Origin of the sequence: Amycolatopsis lurida (assembly GCF_900105055.1) — a bacterium.
In the GTDB taxonomy this organism is placed as follows: Bacteria; Actinomycetota; Actinomycetes; order Mycobacteriales; family Pseudonocardiaceae; genus Amycolatopsis; species Amycolatopsis lurida.
The window spans coordinates 4,029,669-4,044,416 of sequence record NZ_FNTA01000004.1; the positions used below are offsets into that span (position 1 = coordinate 4,029,669).

A 14,748-nucleotide genomic window follows, 5' to 3' on the forward strand; every position below is an offset into this window, starting at 1 on the left:
ATGCTGTCCTCGGGTCAGCTGCTGGCCGACCGGTACAAGCTGACGAACCGGATCGCCGTCGGCGGGATGGGCGAGGTCTGGCAGGCCAGTGACACGCGGCTGGACCGGACGGTCGCGATCAAGATCCTCAAGGCGGAGCTGTCCGGCGACGCGGAGTTCCTGCACCGGTTCCGGACCGAGGCGCGGATGACGGCGTCGCTGAACCACCCCGGCATCGCCGCGGTGCACGACTACGGCGAGACGGTCGCGGACGAGCTGTCGATCGCGTATCTGGTGATGGAGCTGGTCGAAGGCGATCCGCTGGCCGCGATCATCTCCCGCGAAGGACGGCTGAACGCCGAGCGCACCCTGGACATCCTCGAGCAGGCCGGTAACGCGCTGCAGGCCGCGCACGAAACGGGTCTCGTGCACCGCGATGTCAAACCGGGCAACATCATGGTGACCCCGGCCGGGCAGGTGAAGATCACGGACTTCGGTGTCGCGAAGGCCGCCGACGCCGCCCCCGTGACCAGGTCCGGCATGGTGATGGGCACCGCCCACTACATCGCTCCCGAGCAGGCGCTCGGGCACAACGCCGAACCGGCGAGCGACGTCTACTCGCTGGCCGTGTGCGGCTACGAATGCCTCACCGGGCACCGGCCGTTCCTTTCGGAGAACGCGGTGACCGTCGCGATGATGCACATCCGCGACCTCCCGCCGCCGTTGCCGCCGGACGTGCCACCGGGTGCCCGCGCGGTCATCGAAGCGACCCTGATCAAGGATCCGAGACAGCGGTACAACAGCGGTGGCGAGTTCGCCGCCGCGGTGGCCGCGGTCCGCGCCGGGCTTCCGCTGCCGACCCCGTCGGGGCTGGTGAATGTGGCGTACTCGGCGGGACAGCCCGTGCTGCCGCAGCAGGTGCCGCCCGGCCCGCATTCGCCGCCGAACCCGATGGTGGCCGTCGGGCCGGCGTCGCATCCGGCGATGCACCCGGTCGGGGGCCCGCCGCCGATGGCGGTCAGCCGTCTGCCGGGCAGACGGCCACAATGGGGCTGGTGGCTGCTGCTCGCGGTGATCCTGATCGCAGTACTGGTGGCAGGAGCCTTCCTCATCGTGAGACTGGTCGGTTCGGGCAACGGACCGCAGTCGGGCGGCGTGGAAACGAGTGAACAGGTGCCGGCTCCGGGTAAGAAGTCTGAAGGTCCTCCGCCGACATCCGCATACCCAGCGGTGCCGACGGAGGGCGGCACCGAGGAGCCGGCCGGACAGGCGAATCCGGGAATGATGAGCAGCAAACCTTGGACGGAATGGAACGGCACGCAGAGATGAGCACACCAAGACTGCTCAGCAACCGCTACGAGCTGGGCGAAACGCTCGGCTACGGAGGCATGTCGGAGGTCCACCACGGCCACGACGTGCGCCTGGGCCGGGAGGTGGCGATCAAGATCCTGCGTGCCGACCTGGCGCGGGATCCCCAGTTCCAAGAACGATTCCGTCGCGAGGCACAGAACGCGGCGGCACTGAACCATCCGGCGATCGTCGCCGTCTACGACACCGGCGAGACGAACACCGAGTTCGGCCCGCTGCCCTACATCGTCATGGAGTACGTCGAAGGACGGACTCTGCGCGACATCGTGAAGACCGAAGGGCCGATGTCGCAGAAGCGGGCGATGGAGGTCATGGCCGACGTCTGCGCGGCACTGGACTTCTCGCACCGGCACGGCATCGTGCACCGCGACGTCAAACCGGCGAACGTGATGATCACGAAGAACGGCGCCGTCAAGGTGATGGACTTCGGCATCGCGCGCGCCATGCACGACGGGCAGTCGGCGATGACGCAGACCGCCGCGGTGATCGGCACGGCGCAGTACCTCTCGCCGGAGCAGGCGCGCGGTGAGTCCGTCGACGCGCGTTCCGACGTCTACGCCGCCGGTTGCGTGCTGTACGAACTCGTCACCGGCGAGCCGCCATTCACCGGCGACTCGCCCGTGGCGGTGGCGTACCAGCACGTCCGGGAAGACCCGAATCCGCCGTCGTCGGTGAACCCCGCCGTGGCGCCCGAGCTCGACGCCGTCGTGCTCAAGGCGCTCGCGAAGGGCCCGGCGAACCGCTACCAGTCGTCGGCGGAGATGCGTTCGGACCTGGTCCGGACGCTGTCCGGCCAGCGTCCGGCCGCGCCGATGGTGATGTCGGAGGACGAGCGCACCCAGGTCATGGACTCCGACCGCCGGGTGCCGCCGCGCTACGACCAGTACGAGGACGACGAAGAGGACCCGGCCGCGAAGAAGAAGCGGCGTGCCTGGCTCATCGCCGGTCTCGTGGTCTCGCTGGCCGCCGTGGTGCTGCTGATCATGTGGCTGTCGAACGCCTTCAACAGCACCGGCGCGGAGAGCAAGGCGATCCCGAAGGTCACGGGCCAGTCCGAGGCCTCGGCGAAGGACACACTCCGGGGTGCGGGGTTCAATTCGTTCGAGCCCACCAAGAAGATCCCTTGCACCGGTGAAGCCGTCAACGGTTTGCCCGCCTGCGACGAGAACATGATCGACAAGGTCATCGCGATCAGTCCGGCCGAGGGCCAGGTGGCGCCGACCACGGACAAGATCACGCTGACCGTCGGCGCGAAGCCGGGCAAGGTCAAGACCCCGGACCTCAAGGGCAAGAGCGTGGCCGAGGCCACGGCCGCGCTGACCGAAGCCGGTCTGAAGCTCGGCGCGACCACCGAGGAAGAGACCGAAGACACGAACGAGGCCGGCAAGGTCATCTCGCAGAACCCGGCTTCGCAGGCCGAGGTCGACCAGGGTTCGAAGGTCGACATCACGGTCGGCAAGTCCAAGGAACTGAAGACGGTCCCGAACTACAAGGGCAAACTCCAGTCCGAGGCCGAAGCCGGGTTGAAGGCGGCCGGGTTCACCCCGTCGGTCACCAACGTGGACTCCGACCAGCCCAAGGGCACGGTGCTCGAGCAGACCCCGAACGGCGGAAAGCTCGCTGTCGGCAGCGTGGTCAAGCTGTCGGTGTCGAACGGCAGCCAGGAGACCTTCGACATGCCGAACCTGAAGGGCATGACGGACGACCAGGCGATCCGGCAGTTGCAGCAGCTGGGGTGGTCGGGGCAACTCGACACTCAAGCCGACAAGAACGGTGACCGGGATCAGGCGGGCAAGGTCAGCAAGACCAACCCGCAGGCCGGGTCGAAGGTCGCGAAGAACGCGCCGATCACGCTGTTCATCGTCGAAGGCGATGAGACGCCGACGTCGACGTCGAGCTCACGGCTGTTCCCGCCTGGATGATCGATCTCTGAGCAAGAGGGCCCCGCACGGATTCCATGCGGGGCCCTTCTCACGCCGCCGGCGGGCAAGGGACACCTAGCACTCGCATGTCCGGCTATCGCACGGGTCGTGAGTGGCAAAGAGCGTTAGAACGACACTTGCCACTCACGACCCCGCCACGCTTGCCTCTCATCAGGACGTCAGGCTGTCGAGCAGTCCTTGGTAGGCCTCCTGAATCCGCCCGGCGCTGGTGTGCACCACGACCGCCTTCGGCCGCATCGCGATGAGCGCCACGAGCCTGTCGTACATGACCGCGAGCTGTTCGGGGTCGCCCAGCATCTCGTGCGCCTCGACGTGTTCGGGTTCGGCCGCGGCTCGGGTGCGCTCGGCGAACCGCCGGAGCACGTTGTCCTTGGTGTCGAGGAGGATGATCTCGTGGAACCCCGCGGCCGTCTCCCCGGCGAGCGTTTCCAGTCGTTCGAGGAACTCGGCGCGGCCGAGGAACTGCGGGACGATCACGTCGTGGTCCGCGAGCAGATGGGTCCGCGCGGCGCTCACGGCGAGTTCGCGGGCGAGCGTTCCGGCTTGCGCGGGGTCGTCGCGCCAGGCACCGAGGAGGCCGCGGATCCGGTCGATGTCGAGATTCAAGGTCAACGGGTGATCTTCGGCGTATCGCCGGGCGAGCGTCGACTTCCCGCAGGCGGGCGGGCCGTTGAGCACGATGAGACGCGGCATCAGGCGTTGCGCCGCAGCAGGTGCCCGACGGCCGTCGCGCTCAGCAGCAGGCAGGCGAACGCCGCCACCGCGGCCACCGTGAACGGGATGACCAGCGGTTCCTGCGAGGTCAGGGCGCGCAGCAGCGGGTTGGCCAGCGGCAGCCACTTGACCAGGAGCACGGCCGCCAGCGCGAAAATCGCCGCCAAGACCGACCAGCCGATGCGCGGGACCAGCAGCCGCGAACAGGGCAGGCCGATCGCGATCCCGAACAGCGCGCACAGCGCGTGCGCCGCGGCCCCGAGGGCGAGGGCGCCGATCGGGAAGCCGCCGGAGCGGAGGCCCGACCAGACCAGCGTGACGACAGTCAGCACCGCCGCGCAGCCGAAGACGGCGAGCGTGGCACCGGCGAGGACCGATCGCCAGCGTCGTGCGTGGCTGAAGGTCACCAGGCGCTGGACCGGGTCTTCGACGTCGAGCATCGCGATGGTCAGCCAGCACGAGACCACCAGGAGCGAACCGGCGCTGATCCCGTACTGCGGCAGCAGCGGCGACTTCGGATCCGTGTAGAGCACGGTGTTCACCGCGAGGTAGGCGAGGATCGCGGGCAGGTAGCGCTGGGAATGGCCGAGCAGCGCGAGGTAGTAGCGGGTCATGGCGAGCACGGCGCCACCTCCCGGACCGAGAAGCCGCGGTTGAGCGCGCGCAGCAGGACCGCGTCCGTGTGCCCGGCTTCGACGGTCAAGATGACTTTCCCGCCTTCGGCCACGGCTTGGCTGACGCCCGGTTCCGAGGACCAGTCACCGTCGGGCCCGTGCAGGACGATCCTTGTCGCGCCTGCTTCGACCGGGGTCAGGAGGCCGCCGTCCATCCGGTAGGCGACGTCGGCATGGGCGTGCACGACGGCCGCGCGGTGGTCGGTGAAGACCACGCTCGCACCCCGGTCCTTGGTCTCGGCGACGAGTTCGCCGAGCACCGCGTGGGCTTCGACGTCGAGCCCGGACCAAGGCTCGTCGAGGATCAGCAGTTCCGGCCCGGCGAGGACCGCTTGCGCGAGACCGACTTTCTGGGCGTTGCCCTTCGACAGGGTCCGCAAGGGCGCGTCCGGCCCGCCGACCAGCGCCAGCCGGTCCAACAGCGGGTCGATCGCCGACAAGTCGACATGACCGTCGATGCGAGCCATATGCCGCAGGTACGCCCGGGCGCTCATCCGCTGTCCCGCCGGGAAGCGGTCCGGCAGGTAGCCGACCCGCGGGCTGCCCACGACGTTTCCCGAAGTAACCCGCGAAAGTGCCGCGAGGATCCTGAGCAGCGTCGACTTTCCCGAACCGTTCGAGCCGAGGACACCGATCACGCGACCGGCAGGGACGTCGAGGTCGACGTCGACGAGCACGGGTTCACCGCGGCCGTAGCGCTTACCGACTCCTTCGAGCCGGATCAGCGTGGTCACGCAGCAGCGGCCTTCTGCAGCGCGCGAGTCGCCTCTTCGAGTTCGTTGACCGTGGCGTCGGGGACCGGGTGCCCGGCCGCAGCCATCCAGTTCGCCAGCATCCGGTGCCCGCCCTGGGTGAGCACGGATTCGGGATGGAACTGGACCCCTTCGAGCGGCAGCTCGCGGTGCCGCATGCCCATCACGACCCCGGAGTCCGTGCGACCTGTGATCTCGAACACGGCTTCGTCGATGGTTTCGGGCAGAACGGTCAGCGAGTGGTACCGCGTGGCGGTGAATTCCGCGGGGAGCCCGGCGAGCACTCCGTCGCCCGAATGGTGGACTTGACTGGTCTTGCCGTGCAGCAGTTCCGGGGCGCGGTCGACCGTGGCGCCGAAGACGACGCCGAGGGCCTGGTGGCCGAGGCAGACGCCGAGCATCGGGATGCGCTTCTCCGCGCATTCGCGGATGACGTCCATGCTCTGACCAGCGCGTTCCGGGGTTCCGGGGCCGGGAGAGACGAGTACCGCGTCGAACTCGCCGAGCTTGCCGACGTCCACCACGTCGTTCCGCCAGACGGTGCAGTCGGCGCCGAGCTGGGCCAGATACTGGACCAGGTTGTAGACAAAACTGTCGTAGTTGTCGACGACGAGCACGCGCATGAAGCCAGCTTAGCGGCTCCCACCAGGTGGACCGTACGCCAGATCACAATGATTGTTAGGGCTGCCTAACTTACCGTGGTAGGAGTGAGCCGTTCTCTTCGTGTAGCCATCGTGGGTGCCGGTCCGGCCGGCATCTACGCCGCCGACATCCTCGACAAGTCCGACGCCGACGTGACGATCGACCTGTTCGAGCGCATGCCGGCGCCGTTCGGGCTGATCCGGTACGGCGTCGCGCCCGACCACCCCCGGATCAAGGGCATCGTCACCGCCCTGCACAAGGTCCTCGACAAGCCGAACATCCGGCTGCTGGGCAACGTCGACTACGGGACCGACCTGAAGCTCGACGACCTGCGCCAGTTCTACGACGCGGTGATCTTCTCGACCGGCGCCATGGCCGACCGCGCGCTCGACATCCCCGGGATCGACCTCGACGGCAGCTACGGCGCCGCCGACTTCGTCTCCTGGTACGACGGGCACCCGGACGTGCCGCGCACCTGGCCGCTGAACGCGACCTCGGTCGCGGTCCTCGGGGTCGGGAACGTGGCGCTCGACGTGGCGCGGATCCTCGCGAAGACCGCCGACGAGCTGCTCAGCACCGACATCCCGGACAACGTCTACCAGGGTCTGAAGGCCAGCCCGGTCACCGACGTGCACGTGTTCGGCCGCCGCGGCCCGGCACAGGCGAAGTTCACGCCGCTGGAGCTGCGGGAGCTGGACCACTCGCCGAACGTCGAGGTCATCGTCTACCCCGAGGACATCGAGTTCGACGAGGGCAGCATCGCCGCGCTGCGGGCGTCGAAGCAGATCGACATGGTCGTGAAGACGCTGCAGGAGTGGGCGATCCGCGACCAGGGCGACCGGCCGAAGCGGCTCCACCTGCACTTCCTGCACTCGCCGTGCGAGATCGTCGGCGAGGACGGCAAGGTGACCGGTCTGCGGACCGAGCGCACCGAACTGACCGGTGACGGCAACGTGCGCGGCACCGGCGAATTCCACGACTGGGACGTCCAGGCCGTCTACCGCGCGGTGGGCTACCTGTCGTCGCATCTGCCGGAAATCCCGTTCGACCACACCACCGGGACCGTGCCGAACCAGGCGGGCCGGGTGCTGGACATCGACGAGGAGCAGGTGCCGGGCGTCTACGTGACCGGCTGGATCAAGCGCGGTCCGGTCGGCCTCATCGGCCACACCAAGGGCGACGCGGCCGAAACCATCGCGAGCCTGCTGGCCGACGCCGACAACCTCACGGCCCCGGCCGTCGAGGACCCTGATGCGATCCTCGGTTTCCTGACCGAACGCGGCGTTCCCTTCACCACTTGGGAAGGCTGGGGCAAGCTCGACGCCCACGAGAAGTCGTTGGGCGCCCCGCACGGCCGTGACCGCGTGAAGGTCGTGGAACGCGACGAGATGACCCGCATCTCGCGCTCCTGAAAACTGCGCGTGAAGGCCCCCTTCCCTCGGCTGAGTCGAGGGAAGGGGGCCTTCACGCGCTTTGGTCAGGAGCCCAGGTAGGCCAGGACCGCCAGGACGCGGCGGTTCGTGTCGTCCGAGGCGACGATGCCGAGTTTCGCGAAGATGTTCGCGGTGTGCTTCCCCACCGCACCCTCGCTGAAGTGCAGCCGCGAAGCGATGGCGGCGTTGGAACAACCCTCGGCCATGAGCCCGAGCACCTCGCGTTCGCGCGGGGTCAACGCCGCGAGGGGGTCGGAGGCGTTGCCCGCCACCAGTTTCGCGATCACTTCGGGATCCATCGCGGTCCCGCCGCCCGCCACTCGCCGCACCGCGTCGATGAACTGGCCGGCGTTGAAGACGCGGTCCTTCAGCAGATAGCCGATCGCGCCCGCGCCGTCGGCGAGCAGCTCACGCGCGTAGAGCTGCTCGACGTGTTGTGACAGAACGAGAATCGGCAAGCCGGGGATATCCCGCCGCACCGCCAGCGCGACCTGAAGCCCCTCGTCGGTGAGCGTCGGCGGCATGCGGACGTCGACGACCGAAACGTCGGGCCGGTGTGTGCGCAGCGCCCGGTCCAGTTCCGGCCCGGTGCCCACCGCCTCGACGACGTCGAAACCGTGCGCGGTCAGCAAATGCGTCAAGCCGTCTCGGAGGAGGTACTGGTCCTCGGCGACGACGCAACGGGGTCGAGCTGGCACGGGAGCTCCATGATCGCCTTCGTCGGCCCGCCGAGCGGGCTGGTCAGGGCAAAAGTACCGTCGAACGCGCCCAGCCTGCGCTCGATCCCGCGAATCCCGCTCCCCCGCGCCGCGTTCGCGCCGCCCTTCCCGTCGTCGGTCACCTCGATCCGCAACAGACCGTCGTCGTAGTCCAGGTCGATCGACACTCGCCGCGCCTCGCCGTGCTTCGCCGCGTTGCCCAACAGCTCGCTGATCGCGAAGTACGCGCACGCCTCCGCGGGCTGCTCCAGCCGAGGCAGGGCGCCGTTCACCGAGGCCCGCAGCGGACTGTCGAGCGCCATCGCCCGCACCGCGTCACCGAGCCCGCGCTCGGACAACACCGGCGGGTGAATCCCGCGCACCAGCAGCCGGAGCTCGGTCAGCGTCTCGGACGACGTCTGCCGAAGCTCGGCCGCCAGCCGTTTCGCCGCGGCCGGATCGCTGTCGATCAGCGCTTCGACCGCCCCCAGCTTCATGCCCATCGCGACCAGCCGCGACTGGACGCCGTCGTGCAGATCGCGCTCGATACGCCGCAGCTCGGCGGCCTGCGCGACCGACGCGTCGGTCCGCGTCTGCTTCAGCCGTTCGACACGCTGCGCCAGCCGCGAAGCCTCTGTCGGCCCGAGAAGCAGCTTCGCGAAGCGCGCTCCCGAGCGGGCCAGCCACGGTGTCGCAAGTAGTCCGGCGATGGTCGCGGCCACCGCGACGGGAGTCAGCGCGAGCGCTTGCCCGAACGGACGCGAGATCCAAAGGGCGGCCAAGCCTCCGATACCGCCGAACACCAGCGCCGCCGTCGGCACCACCATCAGCAGCAGCACCACGGAGTTGACCACCGCGGCCGCCAGGTCACGCCAGGTCGCGCGGTCGAACATCGCCCAGCGGAAGCGCGCCAGCCGCGCCGGCCACCACGGCGTGTCGTACAGCTGCCGTCCGTGCTGGTACATCCCGTCTGCTCGGGGGACGGGGAACGGCGGCTCCGGCAGGTACGGGCGGTCGATCCGCACACCGGTCCAGATCTTGGCCTCGCGGCGCAGGGTGTCGGTCACCGAGCGGCCGGCGACGACCATCGTCGGGAACAGCGGCGACGGCCAGATCAGGCTGAGCAGCGTCGGGATCGCCATCCCCAGTTGCGCGACCGAAAGCGCGAACAGGCCCAGCTGGAACCCCAGCGCCTTCAGCCCGCCTTTGACCCGGCCGTCCCTGGCGCGGGAGGGGCGAGGTCCGAGCCACCAGCGCGTCCACTTCCCGTACAGCCGGAGCGCGCGCGGCCCGGTCAGCAGGACCGCGGGCACCAGCAGCAGGCCCGCGAGCGGATTCCACAGCTGCCAGCCGAGGTCGCGGCCGGTCGCCGGATCGTCGGAGATCCACTCGAACCGTTTGGTCCACTTGATGAACCACGACCGCTTGAACAGGCTGTTTCCGTCGCGGTACCAGCCGTCGCGCTCACGTTCGGGCTCCGGCGGCGCCGGCCGGTAGGGCGGTTCGACGTCGACACCGCACCAGCGTCCGGCCAGCCGCCTGGTGAGCGCGGCGCGCGGACGCGTTCCTTCGAGCGCCAGCGTGTAGGCGAAGACCAGGCCGACACAGAGCAGGCAGAAACCCACCAGTTCGAGCAGCAGGTCCAGCCAGCTCACCAGCGCCAAGCCCGCGAGCGCGAAGCCCCGGCGCACTGAGGTGAGGTAGGTGCGGATCATGCGACGAAGTCTTCCCCACCGCCCCGGCCCGCCACAGTGACCGCAGACCCCCGATCAGGGTGGGTCCAGCCCCACCCCGGTTGTGGGTTCAGCGCCATTCTGGCCAAGTCCGTTGCGCCATAACGTTTTTCGCATGCCACTCATCGAAGTCAGCAACCTCCGCAAGACGTACGGGGAGCACGTCGCGGTCGACGACGTTTCGTTCCACGTGGAACAGGGCGAGATCTTCGGGATCCTCGGGACCAACGGCGCGGGCAAGACCACCACGGTCGAATGCCTCCAGGGCCTGCGGACGCCGGACTCCGGCACCATGTCGGTCCTCGGTCTCGACCCCGGCAAGGACCACACCGCGCTGCGGCAGCGCCTCGGCTCCCAGCTCCAGGAGAGCCGACTGCCGGACAAGATCAAGGTCCACGAGGCGCTGGAGCTCTACGCGTCCTTCTACGCGAACCACGCCGACACCGGTGACCTGCTCGCGAAGCTGGGTCTCACCGGGCAGCGGGATCAGTACTTCGGCAAGCTTTCCGGCGGGCAGAAGCAGCGCGTCTCGATCGCGCTCGCGCTGGTCGGCCGTCCCGAGGTCGCCGTCCTCGACGAGCTGACCACCGGACTGGACCCGCATGCCCGCCGCGACACCTGGAAGCTCGTCGAGACCGTGCGCGACACCGGCGTCACCGTCCTCCTCGTCACGCACTTCATGGACGAGGCCGAACGCCTCTGCGACCGCCTGGCGATCTTCGACGCCGGCCGCGTGGTCGCCACCGGCACCCCCGGCGAACTTCGCGACCGCGCCGGTAAATCCACTTTGGATGAAGCCTTCGTGGCCCTGACCGGCCGCGACCGAGAGCAGGAGACGAAATGAACACGCTCGCCAAGATCACCCTCACCGAAACGAAAATCGCCCTCCGCACGCCGGGATTCGTCATCGGCGGGCTTCTCCTGCCGACGGCCATCACGGCCGTGCTCGGGGCGATCCCCGGCATTCGCGCGGAGAGCGGGACGACGACGGGCATGCGTTTCCTCGACGCCTGGGTGCCGTCGATGATCGTGCTCACCATGGCCATGATGGGCCTGCAGGCGATCCCCGGGATCATCGCGTCCTACCGCGAACAGGGCATCCTCCGCCGCTTCGCCACCACCCCGGTGCACCCGGTCCAGTTGCTGCTGGCGCAGCTGATCATCAACGTCACCGTGACGATCGGCGGGGTCGGCATCCTCCTCGTGACGGCGGGCGTCGTCTTCGACGTCCCCAGCCCACGTCACCCGCTCGGCTTCCTGCTGACGTTCGTCCTCGGCACGATCGCGATCTTCGGCCTCGGCCTGATCGCCGCGGCGGTCGCCAAGACCAGCCGCGCCGCGGGCGGGATCGCGCTGATCGCCTACCTCCCGGTCATGTTCCTCGGCGGCGTCTGGTTGCCGCGTCCGTTGCTTCCGGAGGTCATCCGGGACCTCGGCGCGTACGTCCCGCCGGGCGTCAAAGCCCTCGAAGACGCCTGGACCGGCACTGGCGCCCAACCGCTGCAACTCGCCGTTCTGGCGGCTTTCGCGCTGGGCAGTTGTGTCTTGGCGGCGAAGCTTTTTCGCTGGGAGTGACGGCCGCTTCCGCCAAAGTGGTGATGATGATCGTTTTCTCTTGTGGCTCGGGCCGAGGGTGAGTAGTCAGGTAGATGGCCCACGTTCACCGTGTCTCTCTCGGAGGTTCGATGTCTCTGGATGTATCGCCCGCGCTGCTGGAGAAGGCCGAGCGCGGGGAGGTCTCCGACGCCGAATTCGTCGCCTGTGTCCGGGAGTCCCTGCCCTACGCCTGGACCGTGATCACCGGTGTCATCGCGGAGGCCGAAGGCGCGGCCGACGGGTTCGCCGACAACGAGACGCCGCCGCCGAGCGAGGCCGAACGCGGCCAGCTGCTGCGGGCGCTGGCCTCGGACTCCATCCGCGGCGGACTGGAACGGCACTTCGGGGTGAAGCTGGCGTTCCAGAACTGCCACCGGGTCGCCGCGTTCAAACCGTCCCAAGTGGACAGTGACCGCTACCGCGCGTTCATCTCGGTGCGCGGCCAGCTGCTGAACCAGAGCCCGGAACTCCGCGACTGCTAACCCCTGCGCAGCGCGGGCAGGACCTCTTCCCCGATCCGCGCGATGTTCTCGAGCGTTCCCTCCGGCGTACCGGACGCTTCCACCATCATGATCACGTGGGAGACCCCGGTACGCCGGATGCTCGTTCCCAGCCGGTCGACGCAGTACTCCACGCCGCCGATCGGGTGCATCTCGCACAGCCGGTCGGTGTAGGAGACCGGATCCTTGTCGAGCCCCCGCTTGCCGTCGAGGTACACGTGTCCGGCGAAGCCCTCCTTGAGGGAGCCCGGCAACGCGGACCGCACGACGTCCAGCGCGTCGTCTCCGACCTGGCACATCACCGTCGAGACATGCCCGGCGGCGGAATCGCCGTACGCGGCAAGGGTTTCGATCTTGCCGTCGTCGTCGGTGTGCAGCCCGAGCAGCATCGGCAGCCCGCGATCGGCGGCGAGCCGGACCGCGCGGGAGCCGGCGTCCCCGCAGGCCACGACCATGCGCGGAGCCCGCTCCGGCCGCGGCACCATCGGCACCTCGCGGAACGCGAAGTGCTCCCCCTCGGCCGAGACGGTCTTCGACGTCATCGCGGCGAGTAGCAGGTCGAGGCTCTCCTCGAACCCGGTTTCGTAGCGGGACGCGCCGGTGCCGAAGATCTCCAGGTCCTGCCACGGCCCGCCCCGGCCGACGCCGATCCGCAGCCGTCCGCCGGAAACCGCGTCGAGCAGCGACCACTGCTCGGCGAGCGCCACCGGATGCGCGACCGACAGCACGCTCACCGCGGTACCGACGGCGATCCGCTCGGTACGGCCCAGCACGTGCGCGGCGAGGGTGATCGCGGACGGGCAGACGCCGTACGGCATGAAGTGGTGCTCGGCGAACCACACGTCGTCGAACCCGGCCCGCTCCGCGGCGATGGCGGCGTCGACCGACCGGCGCAGGACATCGGCGTCCTCCTGGCCCGGAAACCGCCCGGAGACCAGGAAGACGCCGAACCGCGCGTCTACTGGACGCTCACTTCGTTGAACCACAGGCGCGGTTCCAGCCACGGGAAGACGACGAACATCAGCAGCGCCACGATCCCCAGCGCCAGCACGACCGCCGTCACCAGCTTCACCGCGAAGGGGCCCGGCAGCTTGCGCCAGATCCAGCCGTACATCAGCGCGCCTCCGAGATCTTGGGCAGGAGTTCGGCGTAGGTGCCGACCTGGTTCTTCGGCACCTGCTGAGCCAGCACCGCGTGGATGATGAGCCGTTCCTTCGCCGAGAACTTCGGGTGACACGTCGTCAGCGTGAGCAGCGAGACCTGATCGGCCTTCGGCAGGATGTCCGGGTCCTTGTACGGCACCGGGTTCACCGTGTCGCCCTTGGTCGGGAACACGATACGGCGGCCGTTGGTCTCGCCGTAGGCACCGCCGTCGGCGGCGTTCGGGTCACGCAGCGTCCCGACGTTCTTGCACTTCGGCTGCGCGCCCTTGCCCGCGGCCCAGCCTTCGACCTCGTCCTTGTACGGCAGCACCTTGTAGATGTAGAAGTCGGTCTGCGTCTCGATGATGATCTGGTCGCACGAGCTCAGGTTGTCCAGATCGTTGAACGGCGCGCCCTTGCCGACCCGGTGGCCCGCGATGGCGAAGTTGCCCGGCTCGCCCGGCAGCGCCGTGCCCTTGTAGTGACCGGGGCCGACTTCGAGCGCCGCCTCGGTGGTGCCTTCCTGGATGGTGAAGTTGAAGTCGGCACCGAACACCGGGATGTGGATCCTGGCGAACGCCTTCCCGTCGACCAGGTCGGGATGCAGCTGCCGGTCCTTGCCCCACTCACCGTCCAGTTCCGAACTCGCCTCGGACTGCTTGCCCGCGGAGAAGAGGTCGGTCACGTAGACCTCGTAGACCATGAACAGCAGCACCACCAGGCCCGCGGTGATGAGGAGCTCGCCGACGGTCCGGATGGCGGCGCCGCCCTTGCCCAGTTCATGCGGAGGCGGCCGTTCCTCGGTCGCGGTGCCACCGCCGACCGGTTCGAAGATGACGGTCTCCTCGGTCGACCCCGGCGGCGGCGCGGGACGACGGCGCGGCGGCGGCGCGTCCGCCCGGCGGCGCGGCGGAGGTCCGTCGTACGCCCTTCCGTCCGGCGGCCTCCGTCGAGGCGTCGGCGCCTCTCCCGGGGCCCGGCGCGGCGGAATTGCGTCCTCCGGCCTACGCCGGGGGGCCGGACGGCCCCCACCGGGCGGTCGTTCGGAGTACCGCCGCCGGTCTCCGCCCGGCTCTTCCCGATCAGCCACCACGCAAAGCTCCTCAGTCTCGGACCAAGCCGCAGTATCGAACCGGCACAGTGTGTCGAACCGTGTGTGACACCATTGTCACAGTGCGGGAAATCGACCGGTCCCGGACGGTGCCCAGCGGCGCTCGTTTACGTTAACGTGTGCACGTGGCGCTGGTTGCGCACCCGAAAGCGGGTCATCGCCACCAGGGAAGCCGAACAGTACGCGAGGAACACGATGCCGAAGTCCAAGGTCCGTAAGAAGACGGCGTACACCCCGCCGACCGACCGCCGCACCCCGGTGAAGGTCAAGGCCGCGGGCCCGTCGAACCTGTTCTACAAGATCGTGATGTTCGGCCTCATGTTGATCGGCCTGATGTGGCTGGTCGTCAACTACATCGCGGGCGACAAGATCCCCTTCATGGCGGATCTGGGCAACACGAACTTCGCCATCGGCTTCGTGCTGATGATCGCCGGGTTGCTCATGACGATGCGGTGGCGGTGAG

Annotated in this window: 16 protein-coding genes; 7 read left to right on the forward strand and 9 right to left on the reverse strand. The window is 68.8% G+C overall.

Annotated features, from left to right (window positions below; genetic code table 11):
• Positions 1–1,308 carry a protein kinase domain-containing protein gene (locus tag BLW75_RS24205; RefSeq protein ID WP_034322002.1) on the forward strand — a complete coding sequence of 436 codons (1,308 nt, stop codon included), beginning with the start codon at positions 1–3 and terminating at the stop codon, positions 1,306–1,308.
• Positions 1,305–3,269 (forward strand): Stk1 family PASTA domain-containing Ser/Thr kinase, encoded by a 1,965-nt coding sequence (pknB, locus tag BLW75_RS24210; RefSeq protein ID WP_034322000.1) that lies wholly within the window; start codon positions 1,305–1,307, stop codon positions 3,267–3,269. The genes BLW75_RS24205 and pknB overlap by 4 nt, the downstream gene beginning before the upstream one ends.
• Before the next feature lie 171 nt (positions 3,270–3,440).
• Here the strand turns inward: pknB and BLW75_RS24215 are convergent, their stop codons facing one another.
• Genes BLW75_RS24215 through BLW75_RS24230 form a run of 4 tightly spaced genes read right to left on the reverse strand, consistent with a single transcriptional unit; the run spans position 3,441 to position 6,053 of the window.
• Positions 3,441–3,983: an AAA family ATPase gene (locus BLW75_RS24215; protein ID WP_034321998.1), complete on the reverse strand. Its 543-nt coding sequence runs from the start codon at positions 3,981–3,983 to the stop codon at positions 3,441–3,443.
• Positions 3,983–4,627: a hypothetical protein gene (locus BLW75_RS24220; RefSeq protein ID WP_034321991.1), complete on the reverse strand. Its 645-nt coding sequence runs from the start codon at positions 4,625–4,627 to the stop codon at positions 3,983–3,985. The genes BLW75_RS24215 and BLW75_RS24220 overlap by 1 nt, the downstream gene beginning before the upstream one ends.
• Complete coding sequence (locus BLW75_RS24225) at positions 4,615–5,412, reverse strand: ATP-binding cassette domain-containing protein (protein WP_091598247.1); 798 nt, start codon at positions 5,410–5,412, stop codon at positions 4,615–4,617. Before BLW75_RS24225 ends, BLW75_RS24220 begins: the two co-directional genes overlap by 13 nt.
• Positions 5,409–6,053, reverse strand: a complete 645-nt coding sequence (locus BLW75_RS24230) for an aminodeoxychorismate/anthranilate synthase component II (protein WP_034321986.1) — start codon at positions 6,051–6,053, stop codon at positions 5,409–5,411. Before BLW75_RS24230 ends, BLW75_RS24225 begins: the two co-directional genes overlap by 4 nt.
• A 111-nt stretch (positions 6,054–6,164) precedes the next feature.
• Here BLW75_RS24230 and BLW75_RS24235 point away from each other — a divergent pair, with 111 nt between their 5' ends.
• Positions 6,165–7,484 (forward strand): FAD-dependent oxidoreductase, encoded by a 1,320-nt coding sequence (locus BLW75_RS24235; RefSeq protein ID WP_034321983.1) that lies wholly within the window; start codon positions 6,165–6,167, stop codon positions 7,482–7,484.
• A 65-nt stretch (positions 7,485–7,549) separates the two neighbouring features.
• Here BLW75_RS24235 and BLW75_RS24240 read toward each other — a convergent pair whose 3' ends face one another.
• Together BLW75_RS24240 and BLW75_RS24245 are read right to left on the reverse strand one after the other, a co-directional pair.
• The gene (locus tag BLW75_RS24240) at positions 7,550–8,203 is read right to left on the reverse strand and encodes a response regulator (protein WP_034321981.1); all 654 of its coding nucleotides are present in this window, start codon (positions 8,201–8,203) and stop codon (positions 7,550–7,552) included.
• A complete protein-coding gene (locus BLW75_RS24245; protein WP_034321977.1) occupies positions 8,143–9,918 on the reverse strand; it encodes a sensor histidine kinase in 1,776 nt (591 codons plus the stop codon). The genes BLW75_RS24240 and BLW75_RS24245 overlap by 61 nt, the downstream gene beginning before the upstream one ends.
• A 133-nt stretch (positions 9,919–10,051) precedes the next feature.
• Here BLW75_RS24245 and BLW75_RS24250 point away from each other — a divergent pair, with 133 nt between their 5' ends.
• The 3 genes from BLW75_RS24250 (at position 10,052) to BLW75_RS24260 (ending at position 12,014) form a co-directional block, all read left to right on the forward strand.
• Positions 10,052–10,780 (forward strand): ABC transporter ATP-binding protein, encoded by a 729-nt coding sequence (locus tag BLW75_RS24250; RefSeq protein ID WP_034321974.1) that lies wholly within the window; start codon positions 10,052–10,054, stop codon positions 10,778–10,780.
• Entirely contained in the window at positions 10,777–11,511 is a 735-nt protein-coding gene (locus BLW75_RS24255) for an ABC transporter permease (protein ID WP_034321970.1), read from the forward strand. Before BLW75_RS24250 ends, BLW75_RS24255 begins: the two co-directional genes overlap by 4 nt.
• A gap of 110 nt (positions 11,512–11,621) precedes the next feature.
• Positions 11,622–12,014: an SCO5389 family protein gene (locus BLW75_RS24260; RefSeq protein ID WP_034321968.1), complete on the forward strand. Its 393-nt coding sequence runs from the start codon at positions 11,622–11,624 to the stop codon at positions 12,012–12,014.
• Here the strand turns inward: BLW75_RS24260 and BLW75_RS24265 are convergent.
• The 3 genes from BLW75_RS24265 to BLW75_RS24275 are packed head-to-tail and all read right to left on the reverse strand — an operon-like array spanning position 12,011 to position 14,264.
• A complete protein-coding gene (locus BLW75_RS24265) occupies positions 12,011–13,018 on the reverse strand; it encodes an LLM class flavin-dependent oxidoreductase (protein WP_034321965.1) in 1,008 nt (335 codons plus the stop codon). The genes BLW75_RS24260 and BLW75_RS24265 overlap by 4 nt on opposite strands.
• Entirely contained in the window at positions 12,991–13,146 is a 156-nt protein-coding gene (locus BLW75_RS24270; RefSeq protein ID WP_091598250.1) for a hypothetical protein, read from the reverse strand. The genes BLW75_RS24265 and BLW75_RS24270 overlap by 28 nt, the downstream gene beginning before the upstream one ends.
• On the reverse strand, positions 13,146–14,264 hold the full coding sequence (locus BLW75_RS24275) for a class E sortase (RefSeq protein WP_338400009.1): 1,119 nt from the start codon (positions 14,262–14,264) through the stop codon (positions 13,146–13,148). The genes BLW75_RS24270 and BLW75_RS24275 overlap by 1 nt, the downstream gene beginning before the upstream one ends.
• 216 nt (positions 14,265–14,480) lie before the next feature.
• On the opposite strand from BLW75_RS24275, the gene crgA reads away from it, so the two are divergent.
• Entirely contained in the window at positions 14,481–14,747 is a 267-nt protein-coding gene (gene crgA, locus BLW75_RS24280) for a cell division protein CrgA (protein ID WP_034322048.1), read from the forward strand.
• The last annotated feature ends 1 nt before the right edge of the window (position 14,748 follow it).